This is a genomic window from Nonomuraea sp. B12E4 (genome assembly GCF_039871825.1).
Taxonomy (GTDB): Bacteria; Actinomycetota; Actinomycetes; order Streptosporangiales; family Streptosporangiaceae; genus Nonomuraea.
The window spans coordinates 178160-202009 of sequence record NZ_JBDPME010000012.1 but is presented as its reverse complement, the minus strand read 5'-3'; the positions used below and the strand labels follow the sequence as shown (position 1 = coordinate 202009).

The following is a 23850-nucleotide window of genomic DNA, read 5'->3' as shown; positions in this document are numbered from 1 at the left end:
CCGTGACGGGTCAGCCGATCTGCGTGCAGTCCCGGAGCAGGACCTCGTTGGGGACGGCGGCCTCGCCTCCGCTCACGCATCTGATCCTGAGGGGGACCTGGCGGGCCTCGCCGATCGCCGTGCCGCCGAAGGGACCGTTGGTCACGGCACCCAAGGAGGCGCGGCAGTTGCCGAACAGCACGGTGGTGGCGGGGTCGCCGCGGACGGTGTCGCAGCTGTAGACGGGGACGAGGGCCGCGTGGGCGGGGGACAGGCCGCTCAGAGCCAGCGTCAGGGCGGCCGCGGTCGTGACGAGACGGATCACGGTGGCCTCCCTCAGTCCGGGTCGGCGAGGTTGCAGGCGGGGACCCAGCCGACGACGCCGGTGGTCACGTTGCGGCCGTGGTGCCACTCGTCGCTGGCGAAGTGGTCGCACTGGTAGAGCGCGTGCCGCTCCACCCGGTCGGACTGGAAGCCCTGCCCGGCGTAGCCCAGGCCGTTGCGGCTGGAGCCCGCCCGGGGCTGGCTCCAGATGATCACGCCCTGGGCGGCGAAGTCGTAGAGCCGCGCGGCCGAGGCGGCCTGCGCGGTGAGCAGCCCGCTCAGGCTCATGGCCATGAGCAGGCCGGTCATGGTTACTCGTCTGACGTGCACCGTGCTCTCCCTTTGTGATGTGGCGATCCTTGCGTTGCTCACAGTAAGGGCATGACTACACAGCGTTCTAATGGTTTTTCGCCGCCCCGATCATCGCAATTCGGGCAGAACCTCGGTCGCGAGGCGTTCGAGTTGTTCCGGCTCGTCGAACATCGTGTCCAGCAGGACCAGGTCCGCGCCGGCCGCGATCACGTCGCGCAGTCCCTGCACGCACACCTCGGGCGGGCCGGTGACGGCCACGTTCGCGCCGCCGTACATCTTGCGCAGCAGGTCGTCGATGCGGGCCTCCGTGCCGACCGAGACGTAGACCCGCTTGGCGATGCCGAAGCCCGCCGGGTCGCGGCCGGCGGCGGCCAGCTCGGCCTTGACCGTGCGCACCTGCTCGGCGAACGCCGCCGTGGTGGCCCCGCCCGCGCCGAAGAAGCCGTCGCCGTGCCGCACGGCGCGGCGCACCGCGGCGGGGCGGTGCCCGCCGATCCAGACCGGCGGGTGCGGCTTCTGGTACGGCTTGGGCTCCATATCCGCGTGCACCTGCCAGAACCGCCCATCGAAGCCCAGCTTGGCCTCCGTCCAGCAGGCCCTCATGAGCTCGATCGACTCGGTGAAGCGGGTCACCAGCCCGTCGGGCGGCACGCCGAAGTTCGCGAGCGTGTCCCGGCCGCCCAGCCCGAACCCCACTTCCAGGCGGCCCCGGCTGAGCTGGTCCAGGGTGGCGATGCCCTTGGCGAGCTGCAGCGGCTGGTGCTGGACCAGGATGAACACCGCGCACCCGAGCCGCAGCCGCTCGGTGCAGGCGGCGGCGTACGTCAGGACCTCCATCGGGCCGAGCGTGGGCGTCGGCGCCAGCGTCGACTCGCGGGTCCACGCGCTGTGGAAGCCGAGCTCCTCGACCCGCCGCAGGTAGTCCCGGAACGCGCCGGGGTCGAACGAGCCGTCGGCGACGTGCTGGGGGAGGGAGATGGCGAATCTCGTTTCTGTCATGTCCCCACCGATAGACCCGCCACGGCGGCCGCGTCCAGTCTCGCGCGCCCCGATTCAGGAGGTGATGACCGCGACCGTGCTTGCTCGGGTGCTCCCGCCCCGCGTCAGGAGTGGCGTTCCGTGAACGACAGGATGCGGCGCCAGGAGTCCTGGCACGCCTCCTCCCACTCCTTGTACGAGCGGTCGAAGAACGAGTGCGGCGCACCCTCGTAGACGTGGGTCTCGTGCTCGGTGCCCGCCCGGTCGAGCGCGGCCAGGTACGCTCTCAGCCGCTCCGGCGACGTGGCCGTGTCCGCCCCGCCCAGCAGCCCGAGGATCGGCGCGCCGGGGCCGGTCGCCGGGTCGTCGACGAAGCGGAGCGTGCTGTAGAAGCCGATGCCGCCGGCCAGGCCGTTGCCCTCGGCGGCCTGCCGCCACGACTGGGCGCCGCCCATGCAGAAGCCCACGGTGAACACCGGCCCCAGGGCCGCCAGTGCGTCCGTGGCCGCCCGCACGTCGGCCCTGACGTGGTCGGACCGGAGCTGTTCGACGTGCGGCTTGTACTCGAAGTCCGCGTCGCGGCCGGTGAGGCCCGCCGTCCGGCCGAAGTAGTCGATCGCGATCGCCCGGAACCCCGCCTCGGCGAAGCGCACGGCCAGGTCGCGGTAGAACGGATGCAGTCCGCGTATGTCGGGCAGGATCACCACATTGCGCCCGTTGGGCTCCGCGGGATCGGCCCGGTAGGCCAGGAAGCGGTTGCCGTCGGCGGCGGTCAGCTCTATCTGCTCCTGAGAGGCCACCTCGCCCTGGACGGGCGGAGCCGGTGGCCTGCTGTCGGTGGAATGGCACATGCGGCCAGCATGCCCACCTTGATCCGCGTTATCCAGGGTCCTGCGAGCACCATGATCGGCATGTCGCGGGTTGCGCGTCACGGGCGGTGACTCCGACCATCGAGGGGTAGGTCCCCGGGTCCGGTGACAAGGAGAGGTTCATGGCATACGAGCACCCCAATCTCGATCCCGAGATCCGCGCCGCGCTGGAGCGGACGCCGATGCCCGCGTTCGACATGTCCCGTATGACGCTGGAGGAACTGCTGGGGCACCGCGCGCAGCTCGGCGCGATGCTGGCCGCCATGCCGAGGCCGGACACCGACGTGGTGATCGAGGACCGGCGGGTGCCGGGGCCCGACGGAGACCCCGATGTCCGGGTCCGGATCTATCAGCCGCCCGGGCAGGGGCCGGGGCGGCCGGCGCTCTACTGGATCCATGGCGGCGGGATGATCCTCGGCGCCCCCGAGGGGGATGACCCGACGATGATCGGCTTCGTCGAGCGGCTCGGCTGCGTGGTGGTGTCCGTCGACTACCGGCTGGCCCCTGACCACCCGCACCCGGCGCCCGTCGAGGACTGCTACGCCGGGCTGGCGTGGACCGCCAAGGCAGCGGGCGAACTGGGCATCGACCTGACCCGGCTGGCCGTCGGCGGGGCCAGCGCGGGCGGCGGGCTGGCGGCCGCGACCGTGCTGCTCGCCCGTGACCGCGGCGGTCCCGACGTGGCCTTCCAGTTCCTGGTGTGCCCGATGCTGGACGACCGCAACATCACCCCGTCCAGCCACGAGTTCACCCAGGCCGTGGTCTGGGACCGGGCCGCGAACCTGTTCGGCTGGACCGCGCTGCTCGGTGACCGGGTGGGGGCCGAGGACGTGTCCCCGTACGCGGCGCCGGCCCGGGCCGCCGACCTGGCCGGGCTGCCGCCGGCGTTCATCGACGTCGGGGAGCTGGAGGTGTTCAGGGACGAGGACATGGACTACGCGCTGCGGCTGGCGCGGGCCGGGGTGTCCACCGAGTTCCACCTGTATCCCGGGGCCTTCCACGGGTTCGACGGCATGGTGCCGGACACCGAGCTGAGCAGGCGGGCGCGGGCGGCGCGGCTGGCCGCGCTCAAGCGCGCCTTCCGCCTCTGACGACACGCCCGGCGTACGGGCTCGCGGTGACGGCCGTGCGACGGCGGCCGCCGGTGCTCGCGGGCGGAGAGCCGGCCGCCGCGCCGCGCCGGGCGGCCCCGCCAGCCCCGCCAGCCCCGCCAGCCGCGACGCCGTGTCGCGGCTGGCCGCCTTCGCCGCCGACTACGGGTTGGGGTGATCTCCGGTCATGCGCGGCAGCGTTTCCGTCACGTCGTCGCCGCCGCCTGTGCCGGGCGCCGGGTGCTCGTGATGGCCCGGCTCGGTGCCGGGACCCTCGTCGGCGCCGGGGTGCTCGCCGTGTCGCCCGCGCACGTGGTACTCCTCCGTGTCCTCCGACTGGAGGAGGAAGCGGGCCAGAGGTCCGGGCCGGTGGTTCTCCTGTTCGCCGGGTGCGGGGGCGGGGGTGAGCGGCTGGGCGGCGGCCTCGGCGGCGCCCATGAGGTCGCGCCGCCACAGGATGCCGTCGTCCGGCTCGGCGGCGGCGTGCTGGGGAGTCGGCAGGTACGGGCCCGTCTCCGCGAGCACGGCGTCGGTCGCGCCGCCCCGCCGGCGGTTCCTGGCCACGCTTATCAGCCCGATCAGGGCCACCACGGCCACCAGGGCCGAGATGACCAGCATCGGGGTCCCCAGGCCCGGCAGCGAGTCGTTGATCGAGGAGGTGAGGTGCGAGGGGAAGGGCGCGCCGGCGGCGGCCGTGGTGCCGGACGTCGTCGGAGTGGGCGAGGTGGCCTGCTCCGCGGCGAGCTCGGTCGTGGACGACGCGGTCGGTGTGGCGCTCGGCTCCTCGGACGGGGTGGCCGAGTCGGTGGGGCTCGCGCTCGCCGCGTCGGATGCGGTCGGGCTGGCGCTTGCCTCTGCCGAGTCGGTGGGGGTCGCGCTCGGCTCTTCCGACGCCGCGGCCGACTCGGTGGGGCTCGCGCTCGGCTCTTCCGACGCCGCGGCCGACTCGGTGGGGCTCGCGCTCGGCTCTTCCGACGCGGCGGCCGACTCGGTGGGGGTGGCGGTCGATTCGTCCGGGGCGGTGGTCGATGAGGGGGCGGGGCTCTCCGTCGCCGGCGGCGTCGAGGCGGTGGCCGTGGCTGTCGGCGACTCCGGCTCCGTGGGGGTGGGACCGGGGGAGGCCGTATCGGAGGGGATGGGGATGGCTGACGACGAGTCGGACGTGGTGGGGGTCGGTGTAGATGACGGCGTCTCGGAGGTGGTCGGGGTGGGGGTGGCCGAGGACGAGTCGGATGTCGTGGGGGTGGGCGTCGGCGTGGTGGAAGGCGCGCTGGACGTCGGAGTCGCGGTGGGGGTGGCCGTCGGAGAGTCGGAGGTCGGGTTCGGGGTGGGTGTGGCTGAGGTCGGGTCGGAGGGTGGGATCGGCGCAGCCGTGGCTGTCGGCCTGTCCGGGGTTTCGGTTGGTGCTGCGGAGGCCGGGGTTGGGGCGGTGGCGGTCGGCTCCGTGTCCGAGCCTCGGGTCGGTGTGGGCGCGGGATGGGTTGCCGACGGGTGGGAGTCGTCGCCGTCGGTGCCTGGGCCCACGGAGCCGGTCGACTTCCCGCCAGAGGGCTGGTGGCCTCCGGCGTCCGCCTTCGGCTGGTCGGAACCGGTGGGACGGTCTGATCCGGCCGGGTTGTGAGAACTGGATGGTCGGTCTGGGCCCGTGGGGTTGTCTGATCCGGCCGGGTTGTGAGGACCGGAAGGTCGGTCTGAGCCTGTGGGGCGTTCGGAGGCAGCGGGGCGATGGGGACCGCTGGGTTGAGCCGAGTCGGTGGGGCGGTGCGGGCCGGGGCGGTAGGAACCGGATGGGTGGTGGTTGGGGCGGTCGTCGGTTGTCTGTGGGGTGAAGGGGCCGAATTGCTGGTCGCCGGGGCGGCGGCCCTGGTCTTCGTGGCCGCCGGGCTGCCATTGGGGGTGCCGGTGGCCGGGTTGGTACTGGGGGAAATGAGCGCCGGGGCCGTAAGCGGGCTGGTCGTGGGGCTCGTGGGCGTTGGGGCGCGGCTCCGTGGGCCGGGGGCCGGAATGTCCGTTGGGCATGTGGTGTCAGGCCGTCCGTCGGTCGGTTGGCGGTTCGTGGGCGGGGCGGGTGGGTGAGGGGTGTGCTCGACGGTCTGGAGCTGGGCCGCGGGGCGCCGGAGCGGGTGGTGTCCAGGCGGGCCCTGACGAGTTCCGAGTAGCCGTGGCCGACGACGCCGCTCGTGTCGCGTCGTCTGCGCCACCGTCCACACGGACTGCCCGATCCAGTCCTGGCAACCGAGCTTCTGCACGGCCCACGAGAGGACATGTCGCACCACGGCGTCGACTTATCCGTACATATCCTGACAAAAGGGGTAAAGCAGGATGTATGGGGTTAAATCGGAAGCTTGTGGTAGGGCGAGATTACCCTGTCGTTTCCGCAGGTCAAGTGCGCCTCAAGGGGAGTTCAACCGGCTCGCCTGGAGTAAAAGCCCAGGTCAGAGGCATTGTTCGGAATGTCCTGGAACGAGGGGTGAGAAGAAAGATCTACCTAATTTCAGTAACCCGCCCCCGTCAGCAGCCCGCCGTCCACCGTGAACTCGCTGCCCGTGCAGTAGCTGGCCCGGTCCGAGGCCAGGAACGCCACCACGTGCGACACCTCCACCGGCTTCGCGAAGCGCTTGATGACCATGGATTTCACGAAGGACTCCGCGTCGACCTCGCTCATCATGTCCGGATCCATGGCCATCGAGGTGTTGATCGCCCCGGGGTGCACGGAGTTCACCCGGATCTTGAACCTGGCCAGCTCCCTGGCCGCCGACTTGGTGATGCCGCGCAGCGCGAACTTGGAGGCCGAGTACGCCGACAGCCCCTCCGCCCCGACGAAGCCCTCGATCGAGGAGATGTTCACGATGGAGCCCCGCCCGGCGGCCTTCATGGGGTCGATCACCGACTTGATCCCCAGCCACGCGCCCTTGAGGTTGACGTTGATCACCCGGTCGAAGTCCTCGGGCGCCATGTCATAGATACGCCGAAATTTCAGGATCCCGGCGTTGTTGACCAGCACGTCGAGCCTGCCGTACAGGTCCGTCGCCGTCGCCACCGCCCGCCGCCACTCCTCCAGGCTGGTCACGTCGTGATGGACGTAGGTCGCCCCGGTCGCCTCCGCCAGCGCCTTGCCCTCCTCGTCCAGCACGTCTCCGAACACCACCCGCGCGCCCTCCGCCAGGAACAGCCGCACGTGCGCGGCCCCCATGCCCCGCGCCCCGCCGGTGACCAGCGCGACCTTGCCGTCAAGCAGCCCCATGACGTCCTCCTGCGGCGGCCGCCACCACGTCACGCACCGTCTCCACCGGCCAGTCCGCCGCAGGTGGTGCGGCGCCGGATGGCCAGCTCGCCGGGGGCGGAGGTGTCAGCGCTCATCGCTGTCAAGCTAGCGAACGCTTGGTTGACCGGCAAGGTCTGTGGGGCTCGTGAACAGCTTGTCCGGAGGATCCGACGGCGGGGGCGTGTGCAGAGCCGGGCCCTTGCTCGGCGGGCGCGTGGCCGGTCCGGTCGGCGGGGGTGCGCCGGAGCCGGTCGGCGGGAATGTGTCGGAGCCGGTCGGCGGAGGTTGGGCCGGGCCGGTCGGTGAGGGCGGGGGGCAGGCGGGCCCGTCCACGGCCACCTCGTTCACCTGCGGCCCGTTGCCCGCCGCCGGTTCCGTCATGACGAGGATCCCGAGATGGGCCCGGGTGCCGCAGGCCACGTCTCCTGGATCGTGCGCGACGGTCCTCGTGTAGGTGGTGCTGCCACGCAGCGTGCGAGTCTCCCGCCGGAGCGTCCGGACCGACCCCTCCTCGCCCTCCCGGCGCGTGTACGTGACCAGCAGCCGCACCGGCCCCGTGCCGCTCACCGAGACCCGGACCGTGCCCTCCGTGCCGCTCCACCGGGCGATGCCGGCCGACCGCACGACCGGCCGTAACCCCGAGGTCCCGCCCTGCCGCTCGGTGGGCGGGGGCGGCGGCGGGTCGGTGGGCGGGGGCGGGACGGTCGTCGGCCCGCTCCCGCGGCCGGGTTCGGGCGCCGGCGTCGCGGTGGTGCGCCGCGGGGCGGCGGCGGTCCGGCTCGGGCGGGGGGCCGTGGTGTCCACCGGGTCGGGTTCCTCCTGCGCCCCGGGCGGTGGGACCAGGACCGTGCCGGGGCCCGGCGGGAGCCGCCCGCCCGACATCACGAGCGCGACGGCCACGGAGATCACCGCCGCGCCCGCGATCCACAGGGGCGGCGGCAGCCTGGGCATCTGCAGGATCCGGTCGCGCAGGGTGAGCGCGGCACCGGTCGCCGGCTCGGGCCTGGCCAGTGGGAAGCGCAGGGCAAGCAGCGTGGCCTGCTCGGCCAGGTGGCGCCGGCCGCGCTGCTCCCAGCCGGGGCCGTAGCCGGCGAGCGCGTCCTCCTCCAGCTCCGCCGCGAAGTGCCGGGCGGAGCCGTACCTGGCCGCCGGGTCCTTGGCCAGCCCGCGCTTGAGCAGGTCGCGCAGGGCGTCCGGGACGATCTCCAGCGGCACCGGCTCCACCAGGTGCTTGTCCCGTATGGCCGGCACGTCCAGCTCGTCCTGGCCGCCCTCCTTGTAGGCCCGGTAGGGCGGGCGGCCCCTGACCGCCTCGAACAGCACGCACGCCGCCGCGTACAGGTCGGCGGCCGGCCCCGCCCGGTGCTGCGTCCACAGCTCGGGTGCCATGTACTCGGGGCTGCCCGCCGGCACGCCCGGCTCCTCCGCGTGCACGACGATGCCGAAGTCCGCCAGCTTGGTGGTGCCGTCCGCCTGGACCAGCACGTTCTCCGGCTTGACGTCGCGGTGTGGCACGCCAGCCTCGTGCGCGGCGGCCAGGGCCAGCAGCGTGCTCTTGAGCAGCGCGAGCGCGGCCTCGGGGCTGGCCCGGCCGTGCTCGGCCAGCAGCGTGCGCAGTGAGACGCCGTCCACCAGTTCCATGACGACGGCGGCCCGGGTGGAGGTCTCGACGTATTCATGCAGCCGGACCACGTTCGGGTCGTCGAGCTCGACCAGCGTGTGGGTGTCCGACCGGAAGCGGTCCATGAACTCGGCGTCCCTGCGCAGGGTGGCGTTCAGGTATTTGATCGCCACATAGGCGCCCGTCGACTGGTAGGTGGCGAGGAAAACCCGGCCGGTGCGGCCGGCGCCCAGCTGGCGTGCTTCACGGTAACCAGGGACCAAGTCGAACCCCCATCAGGCCGTCCTGGATTTGACGGTCTCACCCGGTGTTCCGGTTGTCACGAGTGCGAAAATCGGCCGGACCCGGTGCGGAACGGGCCGGTGCGGCGGGTGCTGTGCTCGGGTTCCTGCCAGGCAGGCGCTCGGCCGGATTCGGGGTCGCCGGTGGAGCGCGTGGCCGTGCTGGTGATGGAGATGCGGGGGGCGGCGAACTCGCCGTTCATCGCCTCCCCGCACTGACCGGCCGTGTCGTCACAGCGCGTCGTAGACGGCGGACACCAGGCGCAGGCCGCGCAGGTTGCCCGAGACGGCGTTGGCCATCTTGTTCATGACGTAGCCGATGGCCAGGCCACGCTCCGGGTCGGCCACGCCGATGGCACCGCCCATGCCGCTGTGGCCGAAGGCGGTCTGGGACGGCATCAGGAACGTCATCGACGGCCGCATGTAACCGAGCCCGAACGAGGTGTCCAGCAACAGCACCCGGTCGGGGCCGCTCACCCGTGGGCGGACGGCCTCCCGCAGGGTGTCGGGGCGCAGCAGGTCGCCGGCGATCAGCGACCGGTAGAAGGCCGCCAGGCCCCTGGCGGTGGTGACGATCCCGGCGGCGGGCCAGCCGGCACGCAGGATGAGGGGGTGGTTCGCGCCGCCTTTGAGCTGCCGCATGCCGGGGTTGCCGAGCGCCCGGTTCATGAGGCTCCGCGGATCGAGCGCCGCCCTGGCCATCTCGGCCAGCACGTCCCGCGACCGCTCGGGGACGGCCCCGGTGCTCTCGGAAGCGGGCCTGGTTCCGGAGGCGGGCCTGCTTTCGGAAGCCCCAGTTTCGGAGGCCCCAGTTTCGGAAGTGGCCCTGGTCTCGGAGGCGGGCCCGCCGAGGGCGGCACCGACGGCCTCGGTGACGGCCGGGCCGCCGGTGGTCGCCTCGGGCGGGGTGTCCGGCCGGCGGGGGCGTTCGCCTGCTTTGAGGCGGGCCGCGCGGGCGATCACGGTGTCCGGCGCGCCGACCCACAGCTCCAGCCCCAGCGGCCCGGCGATCTCCGCCGCCACCAGCTCACCCACGGACTTGCCCGTCACCCGCCTGATCACCTCCCCCACCAGGAACCCGTACGTCAGCGCGTGGTACCCGTGCGCCGACCCCGGCTCCCACAGCGGCGCCTGATCGGCGAGCCGGGCCGCGATGGCCGCGTGGTCCTCGAACTCCTCCACCGGCACCGTCTCCTCCACCACCGGAAGCCCGCTCTGGTGGGTGAGCAGATGCTCGACCGTGATCGCCGCCTTCCCCCGGGCCGCGAACTCCGGCCACACGTCCGCGACCGGCGCACTCACGTCCACCAGCCCCCGCTCGGCGAGCTGCAGCAGCACGGTGGCCGTGATCGCCTTGGTGCAGGAGTAGGCGAAGGCGGGCGTGTCGGACACCCAGGGCCGCCCGGTGTGCCGGTCGGCGATCCCGCCCCACAGATCCACCACCGGCTCGCCGTCGAGGTAGACGGCGAAGGCCGCGCCCAGTTCCTCGCCATCGGCGATATGCCGCTCGAACACCTCGCGTACGCGGGAGAACCGAGGATCGCAGTGCATCAGACCTCCGCAGGGAAAGGAAGCGCTTACTTGGCTCACGAGCCTAACAATTGGGGACGATGCGGCCCAGACGATCAACGTGGCACCCTCATCCTCCTCACCCCGGCCGTGGTGCTCGACGCCCTGCGCGCCGCCACCACGGGAGAGGTGCCGAGCCGGCCATGCCGATCAGGGGTGCCGGGATGGTCGCCGCCACCGTGCGCCCGGTCCGGGACGTCGTGGTCGGGGGCCGTCGAAGCGGTGAAAGAGGTGGAAGGCCCGAGAACCTCGTGCGGCGGCCCCTCGGCGGCGCTTGGAGCGGCCACGCTAGCCGGGCGTGCGGACGAGTGGCCGGGGCGCGGGGCGCAGGACCGGGGCGAGCAGTCCCAGCAGCAGCACCACGCCGGTGATCATGGCGAACGCGGCGGGATAGGACAGGCCGCCCGCCACCCAGCCCGTCACCGCCGGCGCCACCAGGCCCGACAGGTACGTGATCGTCGCCACGCCCGCCACGCCCTCGCCCGGGGTCGTCCCCGCGTTGCCCGCCGCCGCGAACACCAGCGGCACCACCACCGCCACCCCCAGCCCGATCAGGGCGAACCCCGCGATGCCGAGCACCGGCGTGCGCGCCGCGACCACGAGGACGCCGCCCAGCGCCGCCATGATCCCGCCCGTCCGGACGACCGCGACGGGCCCGAGGCGGCGGATGAGCCGGTCGCCCACCAGTCGCGTGCCCGCCATGCAGAGCATGAACACCGTGTAGCCGGCCGCCGCGAGGCCGGGACCGGCCGTGGTGACCTCGGTGAGGTAGACGGCGGCCCAGTTGGAGCTGGCACCCTCGGCGAACGTGCCACAGAACCCGACCAGGCCGATGGCCAGGATCCCGCGCGCGGGCAGGGCGAAGCGGCGCGGCGCGGGGGCGTCGGCCGGCGAGTCGTCGGGCAGCAGGCCGCGCCCGGCCACCGCCCCCACGGCGAGCAGCGCCAGGGAGACCGCGCCGAGATGGATCCTGGCGTCGATCCCCGCCTGCGCGGCCAGGGCGCCGACGCCGCCCGCCGCCAGGCTGCCCACCGACCACATGCCGTGCAGGCCGGACATGATCGAGCGGCCGAGGCGGCGTTCGAGCACGACCGCGTGGGCGTTCATCACGACGTCGCACATGCCGGCCGCGCCGCCGTACAGCAGGAAGGCCGCGAACAGCCAGGCGGGCGCCGGGGCGAGCGCCGGCAGGGCCAGGCCCCCGCACCACAGCGCGAGCAGGGCGCGGGTGGCGGCCCGCCCGCCGAAGCGGTAGGCCAGGCGGCTGGCCATGGGCATGCCGATCAGGGCCCCGATGGGCGGGCACACCAGCGCGAGGCCGAGGGTGCCGGGACCGAGGTCCAGGTGGTCCTGTAACCACGGGATGCGCGTGGCCAGGCTGCCGGCGACGGCTCCGTGCAGGACGAACACGATGGCGATGGCACGGTGATGGCTCATGCCACGGAAACTATCAGGCAGGGTTCCTGATGAAAATACTTTCAGGCAGGGTTCCTGATTATTATGGGACGCGTGAAGACCGCGACCCCGGCCACGGCCCGCGCGATCAACGACCGGCTGGCGCTCGACCTGCTGATCGAGCGCGGACCGCTGACCGCGCCCCAGCTCCGCACCCTGACCGGGCTGTCCAGGCCCACCGTGTCCGACCTGCTGGAGCGGCTCATGGAGGGCGGGCTCATCCAGGTCGCCGGCGAATACGGCGAGGACCGGCGCGGGCCGAACGCCCGCCTGTACGGGCTGGTGCCGGACCGGGCCCACGTGGCAGGCGTGGACCTGCGGCGCGACGCGGTCACCGCCACGGTCGCCGACATCGCCGGCGGGGTGGCCGGCGAGGCCACCAGGACGATCCGCGGCGAGCTGGACGCGCTGGTCGAGCAGACGATCAGGGACGCCGCCGGGGGGCGCGCGCTCGACACGGTGGTGATCGGCGCGCCGGGGCTGGTGGACCCGCGCACCGGGGAGCTGGTGTCGGCCAGCGACGTGCCCGGCTGGCGGCCCGGCCTGATCGGCGCTCTGCGCCGGCGCCTGGGCGCCCCGGTGGTGCTGGAGAACGAGGTCAACCTCGCCGCCGTCGCCGAGTCGCGCACCGGCTCGGCGGCCGGGAGCGAGGACTTCGTGCTGATGTGGCTGGACGACGGGATCGGCGCGGCGGTCGTGCTGGGCGGCCGGCTGCGCAGGGGCGCGTCCGGGGGCGCGGGGGAGGTCGGGATGCTGGAGGTGGACGGTATGGCGTTCTGCGAGCTCGTCTCACCGGACGTCACCGGCGGCCTCGACCGGGCGGAGCTGGCCGCGCGGATCGCCAGGGGCGCCTTCGCCCTGGTCACGATCCTGGACCCGGGGCTCGTCGTGCTGGGGGGCAGGACCGGGCACCAGGGGGGTGACGAGCTGGCGGGGCTGGTGACCGAGCGCTTGCGCGCCCTGGCTCCGGCGCCGACCGAGGTCCGCGCCAGCACGGTCGAGGGCAACGCGGTGCTCCAGGGAGCGGTGCTGACGGCCCTCGACCTGGTCCGCGACCACGTCTTCGGCTGACCACCCCGGCTCAACCGGTCGCCCCAGTGGTGTCGGGTCGTGCCAGGTGTGCTGGTCGGCCCGGTGAGTCAGGCCAGGGCCGAGATCAGTCCCATGGTGAGCGCCGTACGCTCGGGGATGTGCTCGACCAGCACGTGCTCGTGCCGGGCGTGCGCCCCGTCGCCCACCGCGCCCATCCCGTCCAGCACGGGCCGCCCCAGCGCCGAGACGAAGTTGCCGTCGCTGGCACCCCCGACCGCGGCCTCGTCCAGCAGCCACCCGAACTCGCTGGCCACCCCCTGGGCCTCCTTGAACAGCCGCCGGGAGGCGGGGTTCGGGGTCATCGGCGGCCGGTTCCACTCGCCGGTCGCGGAGATCGTCACCCGCGGGTCAGACACCCGCAGGTCGGCGAACACGTCGTCGATCCGCCCCATCTCCGCCGGGTCCGCCACCCGCACGTCGACGCCGCAGGTCGCCCGGCCCGCCGCGACGTTGCGCCCGGTGCCGCCGTTGATGAGGCCGACGTTCACGGTGGTGCCCCGCTCGCGCGAGCCGGCCCCGGCCAGCGTGGTGACGATCTCGGCCAGCGCGTGGATCGCGCTCGCGCCCGCGTACGGGTCGAGCCCCGCGTGCGCCTCGATCCCCGTCACGGTCACGTTGAACAGCCCCACCCCCTTACGGGCGGTCTTCAGCGCCCCGTCGTGGGAGGCCTCGAAGACCAGGGTCGCCAGCGCGTCCTCGCTGGCCGCCTCGATGTGCGGGCGCGAGGTCGGGCTGCCGATCTCCTCGTCCCCGTTGAACAGGAACCGCACGCTCGGATGCGGCAGGTCCAGCTCCCGCAGCCCGCGCAGCGCCCAGATCGACTGCACCAGCCCCGTCTTCATGTCGAACACGCCAGGACCGGTGGCCTTGCCGTCCACCACCGTGAACGGCCACCCGGCGAGCGTGCCCGTCGGCCAGACGGTGTCGTAATGGCAGAGCACCAGCACGGTCCCCGGAGCGGTGCCCTCGTAGGTCAGCTCCAGGATGTCGCCCTGCGCGCCGCCCTCGTGCAGGACCTCGTCATGGGGCGTCCCGAGCCGCTCGACGGCCCGGCCACGGATCGCGCGCAGCCCTTTGACCAGCAGAGCCTTGTCGTAGCTGTGGGTTTCCAGCTCGACCACGGCCTTGAGGTCGTCGAGCATGGCCGGAAGGGCCTGCCGGGTCCAGTCGGTGATCAACACGGGAAAATCCCTCCAGGGATCGCTAGGGAACAGGCGCCCCGGGGCCGAGCGGGATGCCCAGCCACCAGAACACGAAGAACAGCAGCGTCCAGACGACGAGCAGGGTGAACGCCAGCGGGATGGTCATCGAGGCCAGCGTCCCGATCCCGGCGGAACGACGGTAGCGCTGCAGGAAGCCGAGCGCCATCACGAAGTACGGGCTCATCGGCGTGATGGCGTTGGTGCAGGAGTCGGCGATGCGGTAGAGGGCCTGGGTGTATTCCGGCGGGATGCTGAGCAACATCAGCATCGGCACGAAGATCGGCCCGACCAGCGCCCACTGCGCCGAGCCGCTGGTCACCACCAGATTGATCACGGTGACCACGAGCAGGATGCCGAGGAACACCACCGGCCCGCTCACCCCGGCCGAGCGCAGCAGCCCGGCGCCCCTGATCGCGATGATCTCGCCCAGGCCGGTCCACTTGAAGTAGGCCAGGAACTGCGAGATGGCGAAGAACAGCACCAGGATGGGCGCCATCTCGCGGAACCCGTGGGCCATGAACGCCGGGACGTCCCGGCTGCCGGTGACCGTGCCCGCCGCCCGGCCGTACGCCCAGCCGACGGTCAGGAACGCCAGCCCGAGGAAGACCGCGATCGAGGTGAGCAGCGGCGACTGCACGATGCTGCCGCCCTCGCCGCGCAGCGGCGACCCCGAGGGCAGTACGGCCGCCACGACCACGATCACGAACACCGCCAGCGCGACGAGCGCGGCCCGCAACCCCCGGCGCTCTTCGGCGCTGAGCGACAGCGAGCCCAGGTCGTCCTCGTCGGCGTCCGGATCGACCGGCATCGCCTCGACCCGGCGGGCCAGCAGCCGCTCGGTCACCACCGTGATCGCGGCGGCCAGCACCAGGGAGGAGGCCAGGGAGAAGAAGTAGTTGGCCAGCGGCGTGACCGTGTAGGCGGGGTCGATGGTGTGCGCGGCGGCCGTGGTCAGCCCCGACAGGATGGCGTCGGACGGGGTGACGAGCGGACTGGCGTCGTAGCCGGCCGAGATCGACACGAACGCCACCACGATGCCCAGGATCGGGCTGCGCCCCACCGCGCGGAAGGCCAGCGCCCCGAGCGGGATCAGCACGACGTACGCGGCGTCGGAGGCCACGTGCGCCACCATGCCGCTGAAGGCCAGCGCGAACGTCACCCACTTCGGCGACACCCTCGACACCCCGGACCGCAGCACCGCGGCCAGCAGCCCCGAGCGCTCGGCGACCGCGACGCCGAGCATCACCACCAGGATCGTGCCGAGCGGCGGGAACGACGTGTAGTTCTTGATCGCGTCGCTGACCATCATCCGCACGCCCTCGACGGACAGCAGGTTCTCGGCCGCCACGGTCTTGCCGGTCGCCGGGTTGACCGCGGACACCCCGGCCGCGGCCAGCCCCCAGCTCACCAGGCCGAGTAAGGCGCTCAGGATGACGAACAACCAGAACGGGTGAGGCAGCTTGTTGCCCAGACGTTCGATGCCGCCCAGCACCCGGAGCAACACGCTCAGTGGACGCGAACCTGCAACAGTTTCGGACGCGCTCACCCGGCCCGCCTCCCTTCCCGCATTTCGGTCAACCATTACATGCGGTCATGAAGCGTCCTGACAAGTGCGAATCCGCGATCAGCTGGTCAACCTCCTGATGCTCAGGTCGTCACCACGGTCTCACGCAGCGGCAGGCGTACCTCGAACCAGGTGTCTCCCGGCACCGAGCGGACCTTGATCTCGCCGCCGTGCCGGCCGGCCACGATCCGGTAGGAGATGTCCAGGCCGAGCCCCGTGCCCTCGCCCACGCTCTTCGTGGTGAAGAACGGCTCGAAGATCCGCTCCTTGATCGCCTCGGCCACCCCGGGACCGGTGTCGCCGATCTCGATGATGGCCTCGTCCTCGTCGTGCGCGGTGCGGATGGTCAGCGTGCCCTGCTCGCCCATGGCGTCGAGGGCGTTGTGGATCAGGTTGGTCCACACCTGGTTGAGCTCGCCGGCGTAGCAGGGGATGTCCGGCAGCGTGCGGTCGTAGTCGGTGACCACGCTGATGCCCGGCGGGATCTTCCCGCGGAAGATCGCGACCGTGCTGTCGAGCAGGTCGTGCACGTCCACCTGCTGGAACGGCGCCCGGTCCATCTGTGAGTACTGCTTGGCCGAGCGGATCAGCGTGGTGATGCGCTCGGTCGCCTCGGTCACCTCGCTGAGCATCTGCGAGATCTCGATCGCCTCGGCCAGCCAGTGCAGCGCCGCGGGGGTGTGGGCCTCGCCCACCTTGGTGCGGATCTTGGCCAGGTCCTGTGTCGAGAAACCGGCGTTGACCAGCGCGGGGGCCAGCTCCCAGGCCTCCTCGACGCCCACCTCGTCGAGCGCCTCGCCCAGCTCGTCCTCGGCGTCGGCGATCTCCAGGGGCGAGCGCTGCGGCTGGTTGCCCAGCCTGCTGGTGCAGGCCTCCTGCGCCTCGATCAGCGTGCGCAGCTTCTCCGGTGGGATGCCGTCCTGGGCGAGCTGGGCCAGCCGCAGGCGCGAGGCCTGGATCAGCGTGCGCAGCTCGCTCACCGCCCGCACGGCCGCCGCCGCCGGGTTGTTCAGCTCGTGCGTGAGACCGGCCGTGATCGTGCCGAGCGCGGTGAGCCGCTGCCGCCGGTCGATGATCTCCCGCTGCATCCTGCCGCCCGACATCAGGCCGTCGAGCAGGTGCATCGCCATCGGGAACCACTCGGCCACGATGTAGGCGAACTTCTTGGCCGGCAGCATGAACATGCGCGAGGGCGCGGTCGCGCGCAACGTGTGCTGGTAGGTCAGCGGCGCGCGCTCGCCCAGGTAGGCGGCGGTGGCGCCGCCGTAGACGCCGGGCTGCGAGACGCGCGGCATCGCGACGGTCCCGGCGCTCACCGTCTCGCTGATCATCTGGATCTCGCCCTCGATCAGCACCGCGAAGCACTCGGCCGGCTCGCCCTGGCGGACGATGTCCTCGTCCTGCGCGTAGGTCTGCACGCGGCCGCTGCCCGCGAGCTTGGTGAGCTGCTCGTCGCTCAGCCGCTCGAACAGGAAGAGTTTCCGCAATTCGCCGATGTCGATGATCGTGCTGCTCATTGCTTCTCCAGATAACGGTGGACGAGTGCGACGGCCATCGCGCCCTCTCCGACGGCGGAGGCCACTCTCTTGATCGAGTCAGCGCGTACGTCACCGGCGGCCAGCACCCCGGGCACGTTCGTCTCCAGGAAGTACGGCTCCCGGCGGAGCGGCCAGTTCCGTGGCCGCCTGCCGCCCTGCACCAGATCGGGCCCGGTCAGCACGAACCCCTTCGCGTCCCGCTCGACCGTCTCGCCCAGCCACGACGTGTACGGCTCGGCCCCGATGAACACGAACAGCCACTGCGCGTCCACCGTGCGCTGCCCGTCCTTGGCCGACAGCATCAGCCGCTCCAGGTGGCCGTCCCCGTCACCGCCGACGACCTGCGTCTGGAGGTGCACCTCGATGTTGGGGATCGCGGCGATCTGCTCGATGAGGTAGTGAGACATGGACTTCTCCAAACCATCACCTCTCACCAACAAATGCACCTTGCTCGCGAATCCCGAGAGGTAGACGGCCGCCTGGCCGGCCGAGTTGGCCGCGCCCACGATGTGCACCTCGGCGCCCTTGCACGCCGGGGCCTCGGTCAGGGCGGCCCCGTAGTAGACGCCCCGGCCCACCAGCTCGTCCAGCCCCGGCGCCTCCAGCCGCCGGTAGGTGACGCCGGTCGCCAGGATCACCGCGTGCGCCGCGATCTCCCCGCCGTCCTTGAACCCCACCACGCGCGCCTGGCCGCGCGGCTCCAGCGAGACCACCTTGCGCGCGGTCAGCAGCTCGGCCCCGAACTTCAGCGCCTGCCTGCGCGCCCGGTCGGCGAGTTGCTGGCCGGAGACGCCGTCGGGGAAGCCCAGGTAGTTTTCGATCCGGGAGCTCTGCCCGGCCTGGCCGCCCGAGGAGTACGCCTCGACCAGCACCGTGTTCAGGCCCTCCGAGGCGCCGTAGACGGCGGCGCCGAGCCCGGCGGGGCCGCCGCCGATCACGATCAGGTCGTAGAAGTCGGTGGCCGGGGTCGTCGACAGGCCCACCGCCGAGGCCAGCGTGGCCTGGTCGGGCGACTCCAGCGTGGCGCCGTCGGCGGTCACCACCAGCGGCAGGCGGCAGTCGTCGCCCGCCGCCTTCACCAGTTGCGCGCCCTCCGGGTCCTCGGTGAGCATCCACCGGTACGGCACGTGGTTGCGGGCCAGGAAGTCGCGCACCCGGTAGGACGGCGCCGACCACCGGTCGCCCACCACCCGCAACTCGGCCCGCTCGACCCGCTCGGTGCGCATCCAGGCGTCGAGCTGGCCGTCGATCACCGGGTAGAACTTCTCCTCCGGCGGATCCCACGGCTTGAGCATGTAGTGGTCGAGGTCCACCACGTTGATCGCCTGGATCGCCGCGTCGGTGTCGGCGTAGGCAGTCAGCAGCACCCTGCGGGCGTAGGGATACATGTCCATGGCGGCCTCGAGGAACTCCACGCCGTTCATCTGCGGCATGCGGTAGTCGGCCAGGATCGCCGCCACCTCGTCGCCGCGCAGGCGCATCTCCCTGACCGCCTCGATGCCGTCCCGGGCCGCCTCGGCGCGGACGATCCGGTAATCCTGGCCGTACCGGCGTCTCAAATCGCGGGCGACGGCTCGCGACACGCCAGGGTCGTCGTCCACGGTCACGATGACCGGCTTATCCATGCGTCACGTCCCACCTTCGTCACAGGTCCCTTACAGGAAGGATGTCACGTACGCGGGGTTCGGTGAGCAGGCGCTCGTATCATGGATGGACGCGCGATGGTAACGGCAGGGGGGCGGACGGCCGTCAGGCGATGACGCGGCTTTCCCCGCCGTCGACCAGCATCGAGATCCCGTTCACGAACGAGGCTCGCTCACTGGCCAGGAACGCCACCACGTCCCCGATCTCCTCCGGGCGCCCGATGCGGCCCACCGGCACCCCGCTGATCCGCTCGTTCAGCGCCTCCTCGGTCGGGAACCGCCCGCGCAGCCGCTCGGTGTCGATCGGACCCGGCATCACGTTGTTGACCAGCACGCCGTCGCCGCCGACCTCGCGGGCCAGCGTACGCACGATTCCGGCCACGGCCGGGCGGACGGCGTTGGACAGCAGCAGGCCCTTGATCGCCTCGCGGACCGAGCTGCTGGTGATCGTGACGATCCGGCCCCAGCCGCGCGAGCGCATGTCGGGCAGGACCTCCCGCGCCAGGCGTACGACGCTCAGCAGGTTGCGCTGCACGGCCACGTCCCAGTCGTCGAGCGTGACCTCGTCGAAGCGGCCGCCCGCCGGCCCGCCCGCGTTGGCCACCAGGATGTCGACCGGGCCGAGCACGGCGCGGGTCTCCTCGACCACCCGCCGGGCGGCGTCGGGATCCTCCAGGTCGGCCAGCACGGCGTGCACCACCTTGCCGAACTCCTGCAGCTCCACCACCGCGTCCGCGAGCCGCTCGGGATTGCGGGCGCACACGCAGACGTCGCACCCCTCCCGCGCGAGGCTCCTGGCCGCCGCCAGGCCGATGCCCGCGCTGCCTCCGGTGACGAGAGCGACCTTGCCTGAGATGCCGAGATCCATAGGGGCGACTATAGATCGTGCGACGGCGCGGAAGGAGACGGGTCAGTCCATGGGCACCCGGGTGAGCTTGTCCGGGTTGAGCACTCCGTAGATGCCCTTGATCTTGCCGTCCTTGATGTCGATCATGACGAGCTGGTGCCCGGAGTCCAGCCGGGTCAGGAGCGCGACCCCGCCGTTGACCTCTACCAGCCGCGGCGTGCGGAAGTGGTACTTCGACACGAGACCGGCCAGGAAGGAGACCACCTTCCGCCGGCCGGCGACGGGCCGCAGCGCCGCCTTGGCCCGGCCGCCGCCGTCGTTCCAGATGACGACGTCCTCGTGGAGGAGGTCGGTGAGCGCGGCCAGGTCGCCGCCGCCCGCCGCCGCCATGAACTTCGTCAGCAGCTCGGCGTGGTCCTGCGCCGAGGGGTGGAACCTGTCACGCCCCTCGGCCAGCCGCTGGGAGGCCCGGCGGTACATCTGCCTGGCGTTGGCCACCGAGGTCTCGACGATCTCGGAGATCCGCTCGTACGGGAGCTCGAACGCCTCCCGCAGCACGAACACCGCCCGCTCGGGCGGCGAGAGCCGCTCCATCAGGTGCAGGGTCGCGAACGAGACGGTGTCGCGCAGCTCGGCCGTGTCCAGCGGCCCCACCTGCGAGGTCATCACCGGCTCGGGCAACCACGGCCCGGTGTAGGACTCCCGCCTGACCCGCGCCGAGCGGAGCTGGTCGAGCGCCAGCCGCGAGACCACGGTCGTCAGGAAGGCACGCGGCTCCCTGACCTGGCTCTGGTCGGTGCCCTGCCAGCGCAGCCAGGCCTCCTGCACCACGTCCTCGGCGTCCCACATACTGCCCAGCAGCCGGTAGGCGAGACCCAGCAGCATCGGGCGAAGCTCCTCGAAGTTCACGGGCGGCATCATGCCCGCTCCGCCGTGAACGGGGCATGCCGGGGCCGCCAGTCGAGCCGCAGCCGCGCCCGGCCCGGCCGCGGGCTGTGACGGCTTTCGGGTGGAAATGCGGCGATGGGCATGATGGGCTTGGTGGGTGGCGAGAAATCTGATCCTGTCAGGAGGCCTGTTCCACGACTTCGCCGCCACGTCGGCCGCCCTCGCGGAGGCGCTCGCCGAGGTGGGGGTCGAATCCGAGATCACCGAGGACATCGCGGGCGCGCTGAGCGAGCCGCCCGAGGTCCAGCTCATCACCGTCAACGCGTTGCGCTGGCAGATGGCCGAGGACCGCTTCACCGACCTGCGGGGAGAGTGGCGGTTCGACCTGCCGGCCGAGGCCCGCGCCACGCTCCTCGACCACCTCGACCAGGGCGGCGGGCTGCTGTGCGTGCACTCGGCGTCGATCTGCTTCGACGACTGGCAGGGCTGGCCGCGGGTGCTGGGCGGTTGCTGGGAGTGGCCCAGGTCCCACCACCCGCCGCTGGGCTGGACGAGCGTGCGGGTGCACGGTACGCACCCGGTGGTGGAGGGGCTGCGCGACTTCGACGTGGTGGACGAGGTCTACAGCGACCTGCGCGTGCTACCCGACGTCGAGCCGCTGGCCTCGGCCAACGGTCAGCCGCTGGTGTGGGCGCGGCCGGTGCGGCGGGGCCGGGTCCTCTACGACGCGCTGGGCCACGACACCCGCTCCTACGACAACGAGATCCACCGGACGCTGCTCCGGCGGGCCGCGTTGTGGCTGCTCAAGCGCCCGGTCATCGTCGGCGACTAGCGTCCGGAACGTACAAGACCGCTCGGCGGCGGACTGGGCACGATGGCGGTATGAACGTCAATGTTTCCGCGATCCCCAACTTCATGGCCACGCACGCCAGAGTGCTGGACCGCCGCCGGTTCGACCTGCTCATGGGCGACGGCGACGCCGCCTCGGCACTGGCGGCCCTGGAGGGTTACCGCAACCCGGACGGCGGCTACGGCTGGGGCCTGGAGCCCGACCTGCGGGCGCCCGAGAGCCAGCCGGGCGCGGCCCTGCACGCCTTCGAGGTGTTCCACGACATCGCCCCCGCCACCGCGCCGCAGGCCGCGGCGCTGTGCGACTGGCTGGACTCGGTCACGCTGCCCGACGGCGGACTGCCGTTCTCGCTGCCGATCTCCGTCTCCGACGGCACCGCGCCCTGGTGGGCCGGCGGCGATCACACCACCTCGTCCCTGCAGATCACCGCGGTGTCCGCGGCCATGGCCCACACCGTCGCCGCCCACGACCCCGCCGTGGCCGCGCATCCGTGGCTGGCCAGGGCCACGCGCCACTGCCTCGACGCGATCCAGGCGCTCGACGAGCGGCCGCACGCGTACGTGCTGTCGTTCGCCATCCACTTCCTCGACGCCGTCCACGACAGCGAGCCCCGGGCGGCCGACCTGCTCAAGCGGCTGGGCGCCTACGTCCCGGCGGACGGCCGCGTGCCCGTCGAGGGCGGCACCGAGGGGGAGTCGCTGCGGCCGCTCGACTTCGCCTCCCGGCCCGGCCGGCCGGCACGCGCGCTCCTGGAGCCCGAGGTGATCGCCGCCGACCTGGCCAGGCTGGTGGGGGAGCAGCAGGACGACGGCGGCTGGACGGTGGACTACGCGCCGATCTCACCCGCCGGGCGGCTCGACTGGCGCGGGGCCGCCACCCTCCGGGCCGTCCAGACCCTGCGTGCCAACGGCGTCATCTGACCGTGGCGGACGATCGCCGGCGTGGGGTCGAACTCTGTCCCGATCGGATGCCGCCATTCATCGCTCAGGGGTGGGGACGCAGGCGGCGGGCCGACTCCGACTCCTGGGCCATGCGGCGCAGCGTGTCGAGCGCCCTGCCGTACAGGACCGTGCCGACTACCAGGGTCTCCACGGCGGCGTCGCGCGGGCCCTGGAACGGGACCAGGTCCATCTCGAACTCCGACACCAGCCGCGCCGCCGCCTCCACGTAGGGCTTCAGATCGACCGGCAGGCCGAGCTGGCGCATCTTGACCAGAGTCTGGGCCAGCTCGTCACGGGTGGGGGCGGCGGGGTGGATGTTCCAGCCGAGGTCGTCGAGGAGGCGGTCCACCTCGGCGCGGGCGAGCCGCCAGTCCTCGCCGGGCCCGGGCTCGACCGTGGGGCCCAGGGCGTAGTGGGCGGTGCCGAGCATCTCGTGAATGGGAAGCGAGTCGTCCTCGACGGCCTCGATGATCTGTTTGATGGCGGCCACCGGGAGCTTGCCCACTTCGAGCAGGGCCCGGATCAGGCGGAGCCTGCGCAGGTGCGACTCGTCGTATTCGGCCCGGGTGGCGGCCGTCTGCAAACCCTGGTGGAGCAGGCCCTCGCGGAGGTAGTACTTGACCGTGGGGAGGGCCACACCGGACTTGGCGCTGAGTTCGGAGATGCGCATCGCTAGACAATAGCGCTATCCAGAGCGGGCCAGGTGCCGGGCCGCGCTGACGACCTCGGTCACTTCCGCCTGGCGGTTCCAGAGAAAGACGACTTCCAGCGGGGGGACGTCCTCTTTTATTGGGATAAAGGTTAACGTCTCGGGAATTGTCGTTCCTTCGTGGACGCAGAGGGCGTATCCCGCGCCGTCCGCCACCAGGTTGACGACGAGGTCGTGGGTGGCCGCCGCAGGGCCGAGCCGGGGGTGCAGGCGGTGACGGACGAAGCCCTCCAGGAAGCGGCGGGCCCCCGCCACCGCCTCGGACTCCGGCATGACCAGCGGTTCCGCGGCCAGGTCGGCCAGCGACAGCCGCTCGGAGGCGGCCAGGTGGTGCTCGCGGGGGAGCAGGGCGCGTACCGGGAAGCGGTGCATGAGCATCCGGGCGACGCCCCTGGGCAGGGAGCCGGGGGCGTACCCGAGTCCGGCCTGCAGGGTGCCGTCCACGATGGAGACGATCTGCTCGGCCGTACCCATCGGGACCACCCGGAGGGCGGCGGTGTGGAGCTGGGAGAGCAGGCGGGCGGCCACGTCGGCCAGCCCGTCGGCGACGCCCAGGCGCGCCATGTGGCCCGCGCTCCTGGCGGCGGTCACGGCGCGCTCGAAGGCGTTGACCGCGACCGTGGCCTGGGCCAGGAACGCCTCACCCGCCTCGGTGAGCTGCACACCGCTCGACGAACGGCTGAACAGCTCGACGCCGATCTCCTTCTCCAGCGCCTTGAGCTGCTCCGACAGCGTGGGCTGGGCGATGTGCAGCGCGGCGGCGGCCCGGCGCAGGCTGCCCGCCCGTGCGATGGCCATCGCGTAACGGACGTAGCGTAGGTCCATCTCCCAC

22 protein-coding genes are annotated in these 23850 nt (G+C 72.3%); 5 read left to right on the top strand and 17 right to left on the bottom strand.

Going from position 1 to position 23850, the window contains the following annotated elements; translation table 11 throughout:
* Nucleotides 1-10 precede the first annotated feature (10 nt).
* The 4 genes from ABGB18_RS26755 to ABGB18_RS26740 all read right to left on the bottom strand — a co-directional run bounded on the left by ABGB18_RS26755 (nucleotide 11) and on the right by ABGB18_RS26740 (nucleotide 2444).
* On the bottom strand, nucleotides 11-304 hold the full coding sequence (locus ABGB18_RS26755; protein ID WP_347698343.1) for a hypothetical protein: 294 nt from the start codon (nucleotides 302-304) through the stop codon (nucleotides 11-13).
* Nucleotides 305-315: 11 nt separating this feature from the next.
* Complete coding sequence (locus ABGB18_RS26750) at nucleotides 316-633, bottom strand: hypothetical protein (protein WP_347698342.1); 318 nt, start codon at nucleotides 631-633, stop codon at nucleotides 316-318.
* A gap of 90 nt (nucleotides 634-723) precedes the next feature.
* Entirely contained in the window at nucleotides 724-1614 is an 891-nt protein-coding gene (locus ABGB18_RS26745; protein WP_347698341.1) for an LLM class flavin-dependent oxidoreductase, read from the bottom strand.
* 104 nt (nucleotides 1615-1718) lie between these two features.
* Nucleotides 1719-2444 carry a dienelactone hydrolase family protein gene (locus ABGB18_RS26740; RefSeq protein WP_347698340.1) on the bottom strand — a complete coding sequence of 242 codons (726 nt, stop codon included), beginning with the start codon at nucleotides 2442-2444 and terminating at the stop codon, nucleotides 1719-1721.
* Nucleotides 2445-2584: 140 nt separating this feature from the next.
* Between ABGB18_RS26740 and ABGB18_RS26735 the strand changes: the two genes are divergently transcribed.
* A complete protein-coding gene (locus ABGB18_RS26735; protein WP_347698339.1) occupies nucleotides 2585-3553 on the top strand; it encodes an alpha/beta hydrolase in 969 nt (322 codons plus the stop codon).
* 162 nt (nucleotides 3554-3715) lie between these two features.
* Here ABGB18_RS26735 and ABGB18_RS26730 read toward each other — a convergent pair whose 3' ends face one another.
* Nucleotides 3716-4171 carry a hypothetical protein gene (locus tag ABGB18_RS26730; protein ID WP_347698338.1) on the bottom strand — a complete coding sequence of 152 codons (456 nt, stop codon included), beginning with the start codon at nucleotides 4169-4171 and terminating at the stop codon, nucleotides 3716-3718.
* Here ABGB18_RS26730 and ABGB18_RS26725 point away from each other — a divergent pair.
* Entirely contained in the window at nucleotides 4161-5174 is a 1014-nt protein-coding gene (locus ABGB18_RS26725) for a hypothetical protein (RefSeq protein ID WP_347698337.1), read from the top strand. The genes ABGB18_RS26730 and ABGB18_RS26725 overlap by 11 nt on opposite strands.
* A gap of 873 nt (nucleotides 5175-6047) precedes the next feature.
* On the opposite strand, the gene ABGB18_RS26720 is transcribed toward ABGB18_RS26725, so the two are convergent.
* The 4 genes from ABGB18_RS26720 to ABGB18_RS26705 all read right to left on the bottom strand — a co-directional run bounded on the left by ABGB18_RS26720 (nucleotide 6048) and on the right by ABGB18_RS26705 (nucleotide 11726).
* Nucleotides 6048-6797, bottom strand: a complete 750-nt coding sequence (locus ABGB18_RS26720; protein ID WP_347698397.1) for a glucose 1-dehydrogenase — start codon at nucleotides 6795-6797, stop codon at nucleotides 6048-6050.
* A gap of 126 nt (nucleotides 6798-6923) precedes the next feature.
* Complete coding sequence (locus tag ABGB18_RS26715; protein WP_347698336.1) at nucleotides 6924-8702, bottom strand: protein kinase; 1779 nt, start codon at nucleotides 8700-8702, stop codon at nucleotides 6924-6926.
* 249 nt (nucleotides 8703-8951) lie between these two features.
* Nucleotides 8952-10271, bottom strand: a complete 1320-nt coding sequence (locus ABGB18_RS26710; RefSeq protein ID WP_347698335.1) for a serine hydrolase domain-containing protein — start codon at nucleotides 10269-10271, stop codon at nucleotides 8952-8954.
* A gap of 306 nt (nucleotides 10272-10577) precedes the next feature.
* Complete coding sequence (locus ABGB18_RS26705) at nucleotides 10578-11726, bottom strand: MFS transporter (RefSeq protein WP_347698334.1); 1149 nt, start codon at nucleotides 11724-11726, stop codon at nucleotides 10578-10580.
* A gap of 72 nt (nucleotides 11727-11798) precedes the next feature.
* Here ABGB18_RS26705 and ABGB18_RS26700 point away from each other — a divergent pair, with 72 nt between their 5' ends.
* Nucleotides 11799-12815, top strand: a complete 1017-nt coding sequence (locus ABGB18_RS26700) for an ROK family transcriptional regulator (protein ID WP_347698333.1) — start codon at nucleotides 11799-11801, stop codon at nucleotides 12813-12815.
* Nucleotides 12816-12883: 68 nt separating this feature from the next.
* Here the strand turns inward: ABGB18_RS26700 and ABGB18_RS26695 are convergent, their stop codons facing one another.
* From ABGB18_RS26695 to ABGB18_RS26670, 6 genes are all read right to left on the bottom strand, one after another.
* A complete protein-coding gene (locus ABGB18_RS26695) occupies nucleotides 12884-14017 on the bottom strand; it encodes a M20 family metallopeptidase (protein ID WP_347698332.1) in 1134 nt (377 codons plus the stop codon).
* Nucleotides 14018-14039: 22 nt separating this feature from the next.
* The gene (locus ABGB18_RS26690) at nucleotides 14040-15548 is read right to left on the bottom strand and encodes an AbgT family transporter (RefSeq protein WP_347698396.1); all 1509 of its coding nucleotides are present in this window, start codon (nucleotides 15546-15548) and stop codon (nucleotides 14040-14042) included.
* 137 nt (nucleotides 15549-15685) lie between these two features.
* A complete protein-coding gene (locus ABGB18_RS26685; RefSeq protein ID WP_347698331.1) occupies nucleotides 15686-17119 on the bottom strand; it encodes an ATP-binding protein in 1434 nt (477 codons plus the stop codon).
* Nucleotides 17116-18765, bottom strand: coding sequence for an FAD-dependent oxidoreductase (locus ABGB18_RS26680; protein WP_347698330.1), 1650 nt, complete (start codon nucleotides 18763-18765; stop codon nucleotides 17116-17118). Before ABGB18_RS26680 ends, ABGB18_RS26685 begins: the two co-directional genes overlap by 4 nt.
* A 124-nt stretch (nucleotides 18766-18889) precedes the next feature.
* Nucleotides 18890-19651 (bottom strand): SDR family oxidoreductase, encoded by a 762-nt coding sequence (locus ABGB18_RS26675; protein ID WP_347698329.1) that lies wholly within the window; start codon nucleotides 19649-19651, stop codon nucleotides 18890-18892.
* Between the two features lie 42 nt (nucleotides 19652-19693).
* Nucleotides 19694-20551, bottom strand: a complete 858-nt coding sequence (locus ABGB18_RS26670) for an RNA polymerase sigma-70 factor (RefSeq protein ID WP_347698328.1) — start codon at nucleotides 20549-20551, stop codon at nucleotides 19694-19696.
* 124 nt (nucleotides 20552-20675) lie between these two features.
* On the opposite strand from ABGB18_RS26670, the gene ABGB18_RS26665 reads away from it, so the two are divergent.
* Both ABGB18_RS26665 and ABGB18_RS26660 read left to right on the top strand, forming a co-directional pair.
* A complete protein-coding gene (locus ABGB18_RS26665; protein WP_347698327.1) occupies nucleotides 20676-21350 on the top strand; it encodes a ThuA domain-containing protein in 675 nt (224 codons plus the stop codon).
* A 50-nt stretch (nucleotides 21351-21400) separates the two neighbouring features.
* On the top strand, nucleotides 21401-22288 hold the full coding sequence (locus ABGB18_RS26660) for a hypothetical protein (RefSeq protein ID WP_347698326.1): 888 nt from the start codon (nucleotides 21401-21403) through the stop codon (nucleotides 22286-22288).
* 64 nt (nucleotides 22289-22352) lie between these two features.
* Here the strand turns inward: ABGB18_RS26660 and ABGB18_RS26655 are convergent, their stop codons facing one another.
* Both ABGB18_RS26655 and ABGB18_RS26650 read right to left on the bottom strand, forming a co-directional pair.
* Nucleotides 22353-22979 (bottom strand): MerR family transcriptional regulator, encoded by a 627-nt coding sequence (locus tag ABGB18_RS26655; RefSeq protein WP_347698325.1) that lies wholly within the window; start codon nucleotides 22977-22979, stop codon nucleotides 22353-22355.
* A gap of 15 nt (nucleotides 22980-22994) precedes the next feature.
* Complete coding sequence (locus ABGB18_RS26650) at nucleotides 22995-23843, bottom strand: LysR family transcriptional regulator (RefSeq protein ID WP_347698324.1); 849 nt, start codon at nucleotides 23841-23843, stop codon at nucleotides 22995-22997.
* Nucleotides 23844-23850: the final 7 nt, after the last annotated feature.

Excerpts from the sequence above, each read along its gene's own strand:
- ABGB18_RS26745 (WP_347698341.1), bottom strand. The coding sequence starts at position 1,614 with ATGACAGAAACGAGATTCGCCATCTCCCTCCCCCAGCACGTCGCCGAC.
- ABGB18_RS26740 (WP_347698340.1), bottom strand. The coding sequence starts at position 2,444 with ATGTGCCATTCCACCGACAGCAGGCCACCGGCTCCGCCCGTCCAGGGC.
- ABGB18_RS26735 (WP_347698339.1), top strand. The coding sequence starts at position 2,585 with ATGGCATACGAGCACCCCAATCTCGATCCCGAGATCCGCGCCGCGCTG.
- ABGB18_RS26725 (WP_347698337.1), top strand. The coding sequence starts at position 4,161 with ATGACCAGCATCGGGGTCCCCAGGCCCGGCAGCGAGTCGTTGATCGAG.
- ABGB18_RS26730 (WP_347698338.1), bottom strand. The coding sequence starts at position 4,171 with ATGCTGGTCATCTCGGCCCTGGTGGCCGTGGTGGCCCTGATCGGGCTG.
- ABGB18_RS26720 (WP_347698397.1), bottom strand. The coding sequence starts at position 6,797 with ATGGGGCTGCTTGACGGCAAGGTCGCGCTGGTCACCGGCGGGGCGCGG.
- ABGB18_RS26710 (WP_347698335.1), bottom strand. The coding sequence starts at position 10,271 with ATGCACTGCGATCCTCGGTTCTCCCGCGTACGCGAGGTGTTCGAGCGG.
- ABGB18_RS26705 (WP_347698334.1), bottom strand. The coding sequence starts at position 11,726 with ATGAGCCATCACCGTGCCATCGCCATCGTGTTCGTCCTGCACGGAGCC.
- ABGB18_RS26685 (WP_347698331.1), bottom strand. The coding sequence starts at position 17,119 with ATGAGCAGCACGATCATCGACATCGGCGAATTGCGGAAACTCTTCCTG.
- ABGB18_RS26680 (WP_347698330.1), bottom strand. The coding sequence starts at position 18,765 with ATGGATAAGCCGGTCATCGTGACCGTGGACGACGACCCTGGCGTGTCG.
- ABGB18_RS26675 (WP_347698329.1), bottom strand. The coding sequence starts at position 19,651 with ATGGATCTCGGCATCTCAGGCAAGGTCGCTCTCGTCACCGGAGGCAGC.
- ABGB18_RS26670 (WP_347698328.1), bottom strand. The coding sequence starts at position 20,551 with ATGATGCCGCCCGTGAACTTCGAGGAGCTTCGCCCGATGCTGCTGGGT.
- ABGB18_RS26660 (WP_347698326.1), top strand. The coding sequence starts at position 21,401 with ATGAACGTCAATGTTTCCGCGATCCCCAACTTCATGGCCACGCACGCC.
- ABGB18_RS26655 (WP_347698325.1), bottom strand. The coding sequence starts at position 22,979 with ATGCGCATCTCCGAACTCAGCGCCAAGTCCGGTGTGGCCCTCCCCACG.
- ABGB18_RS26650 (WP_347698324.1), bottom strand. The coding sequence starts at position 23,843 with ATGGACCTACGCTACGTCCGTTACGCGATGGCCATCGCACGGGCGGGC.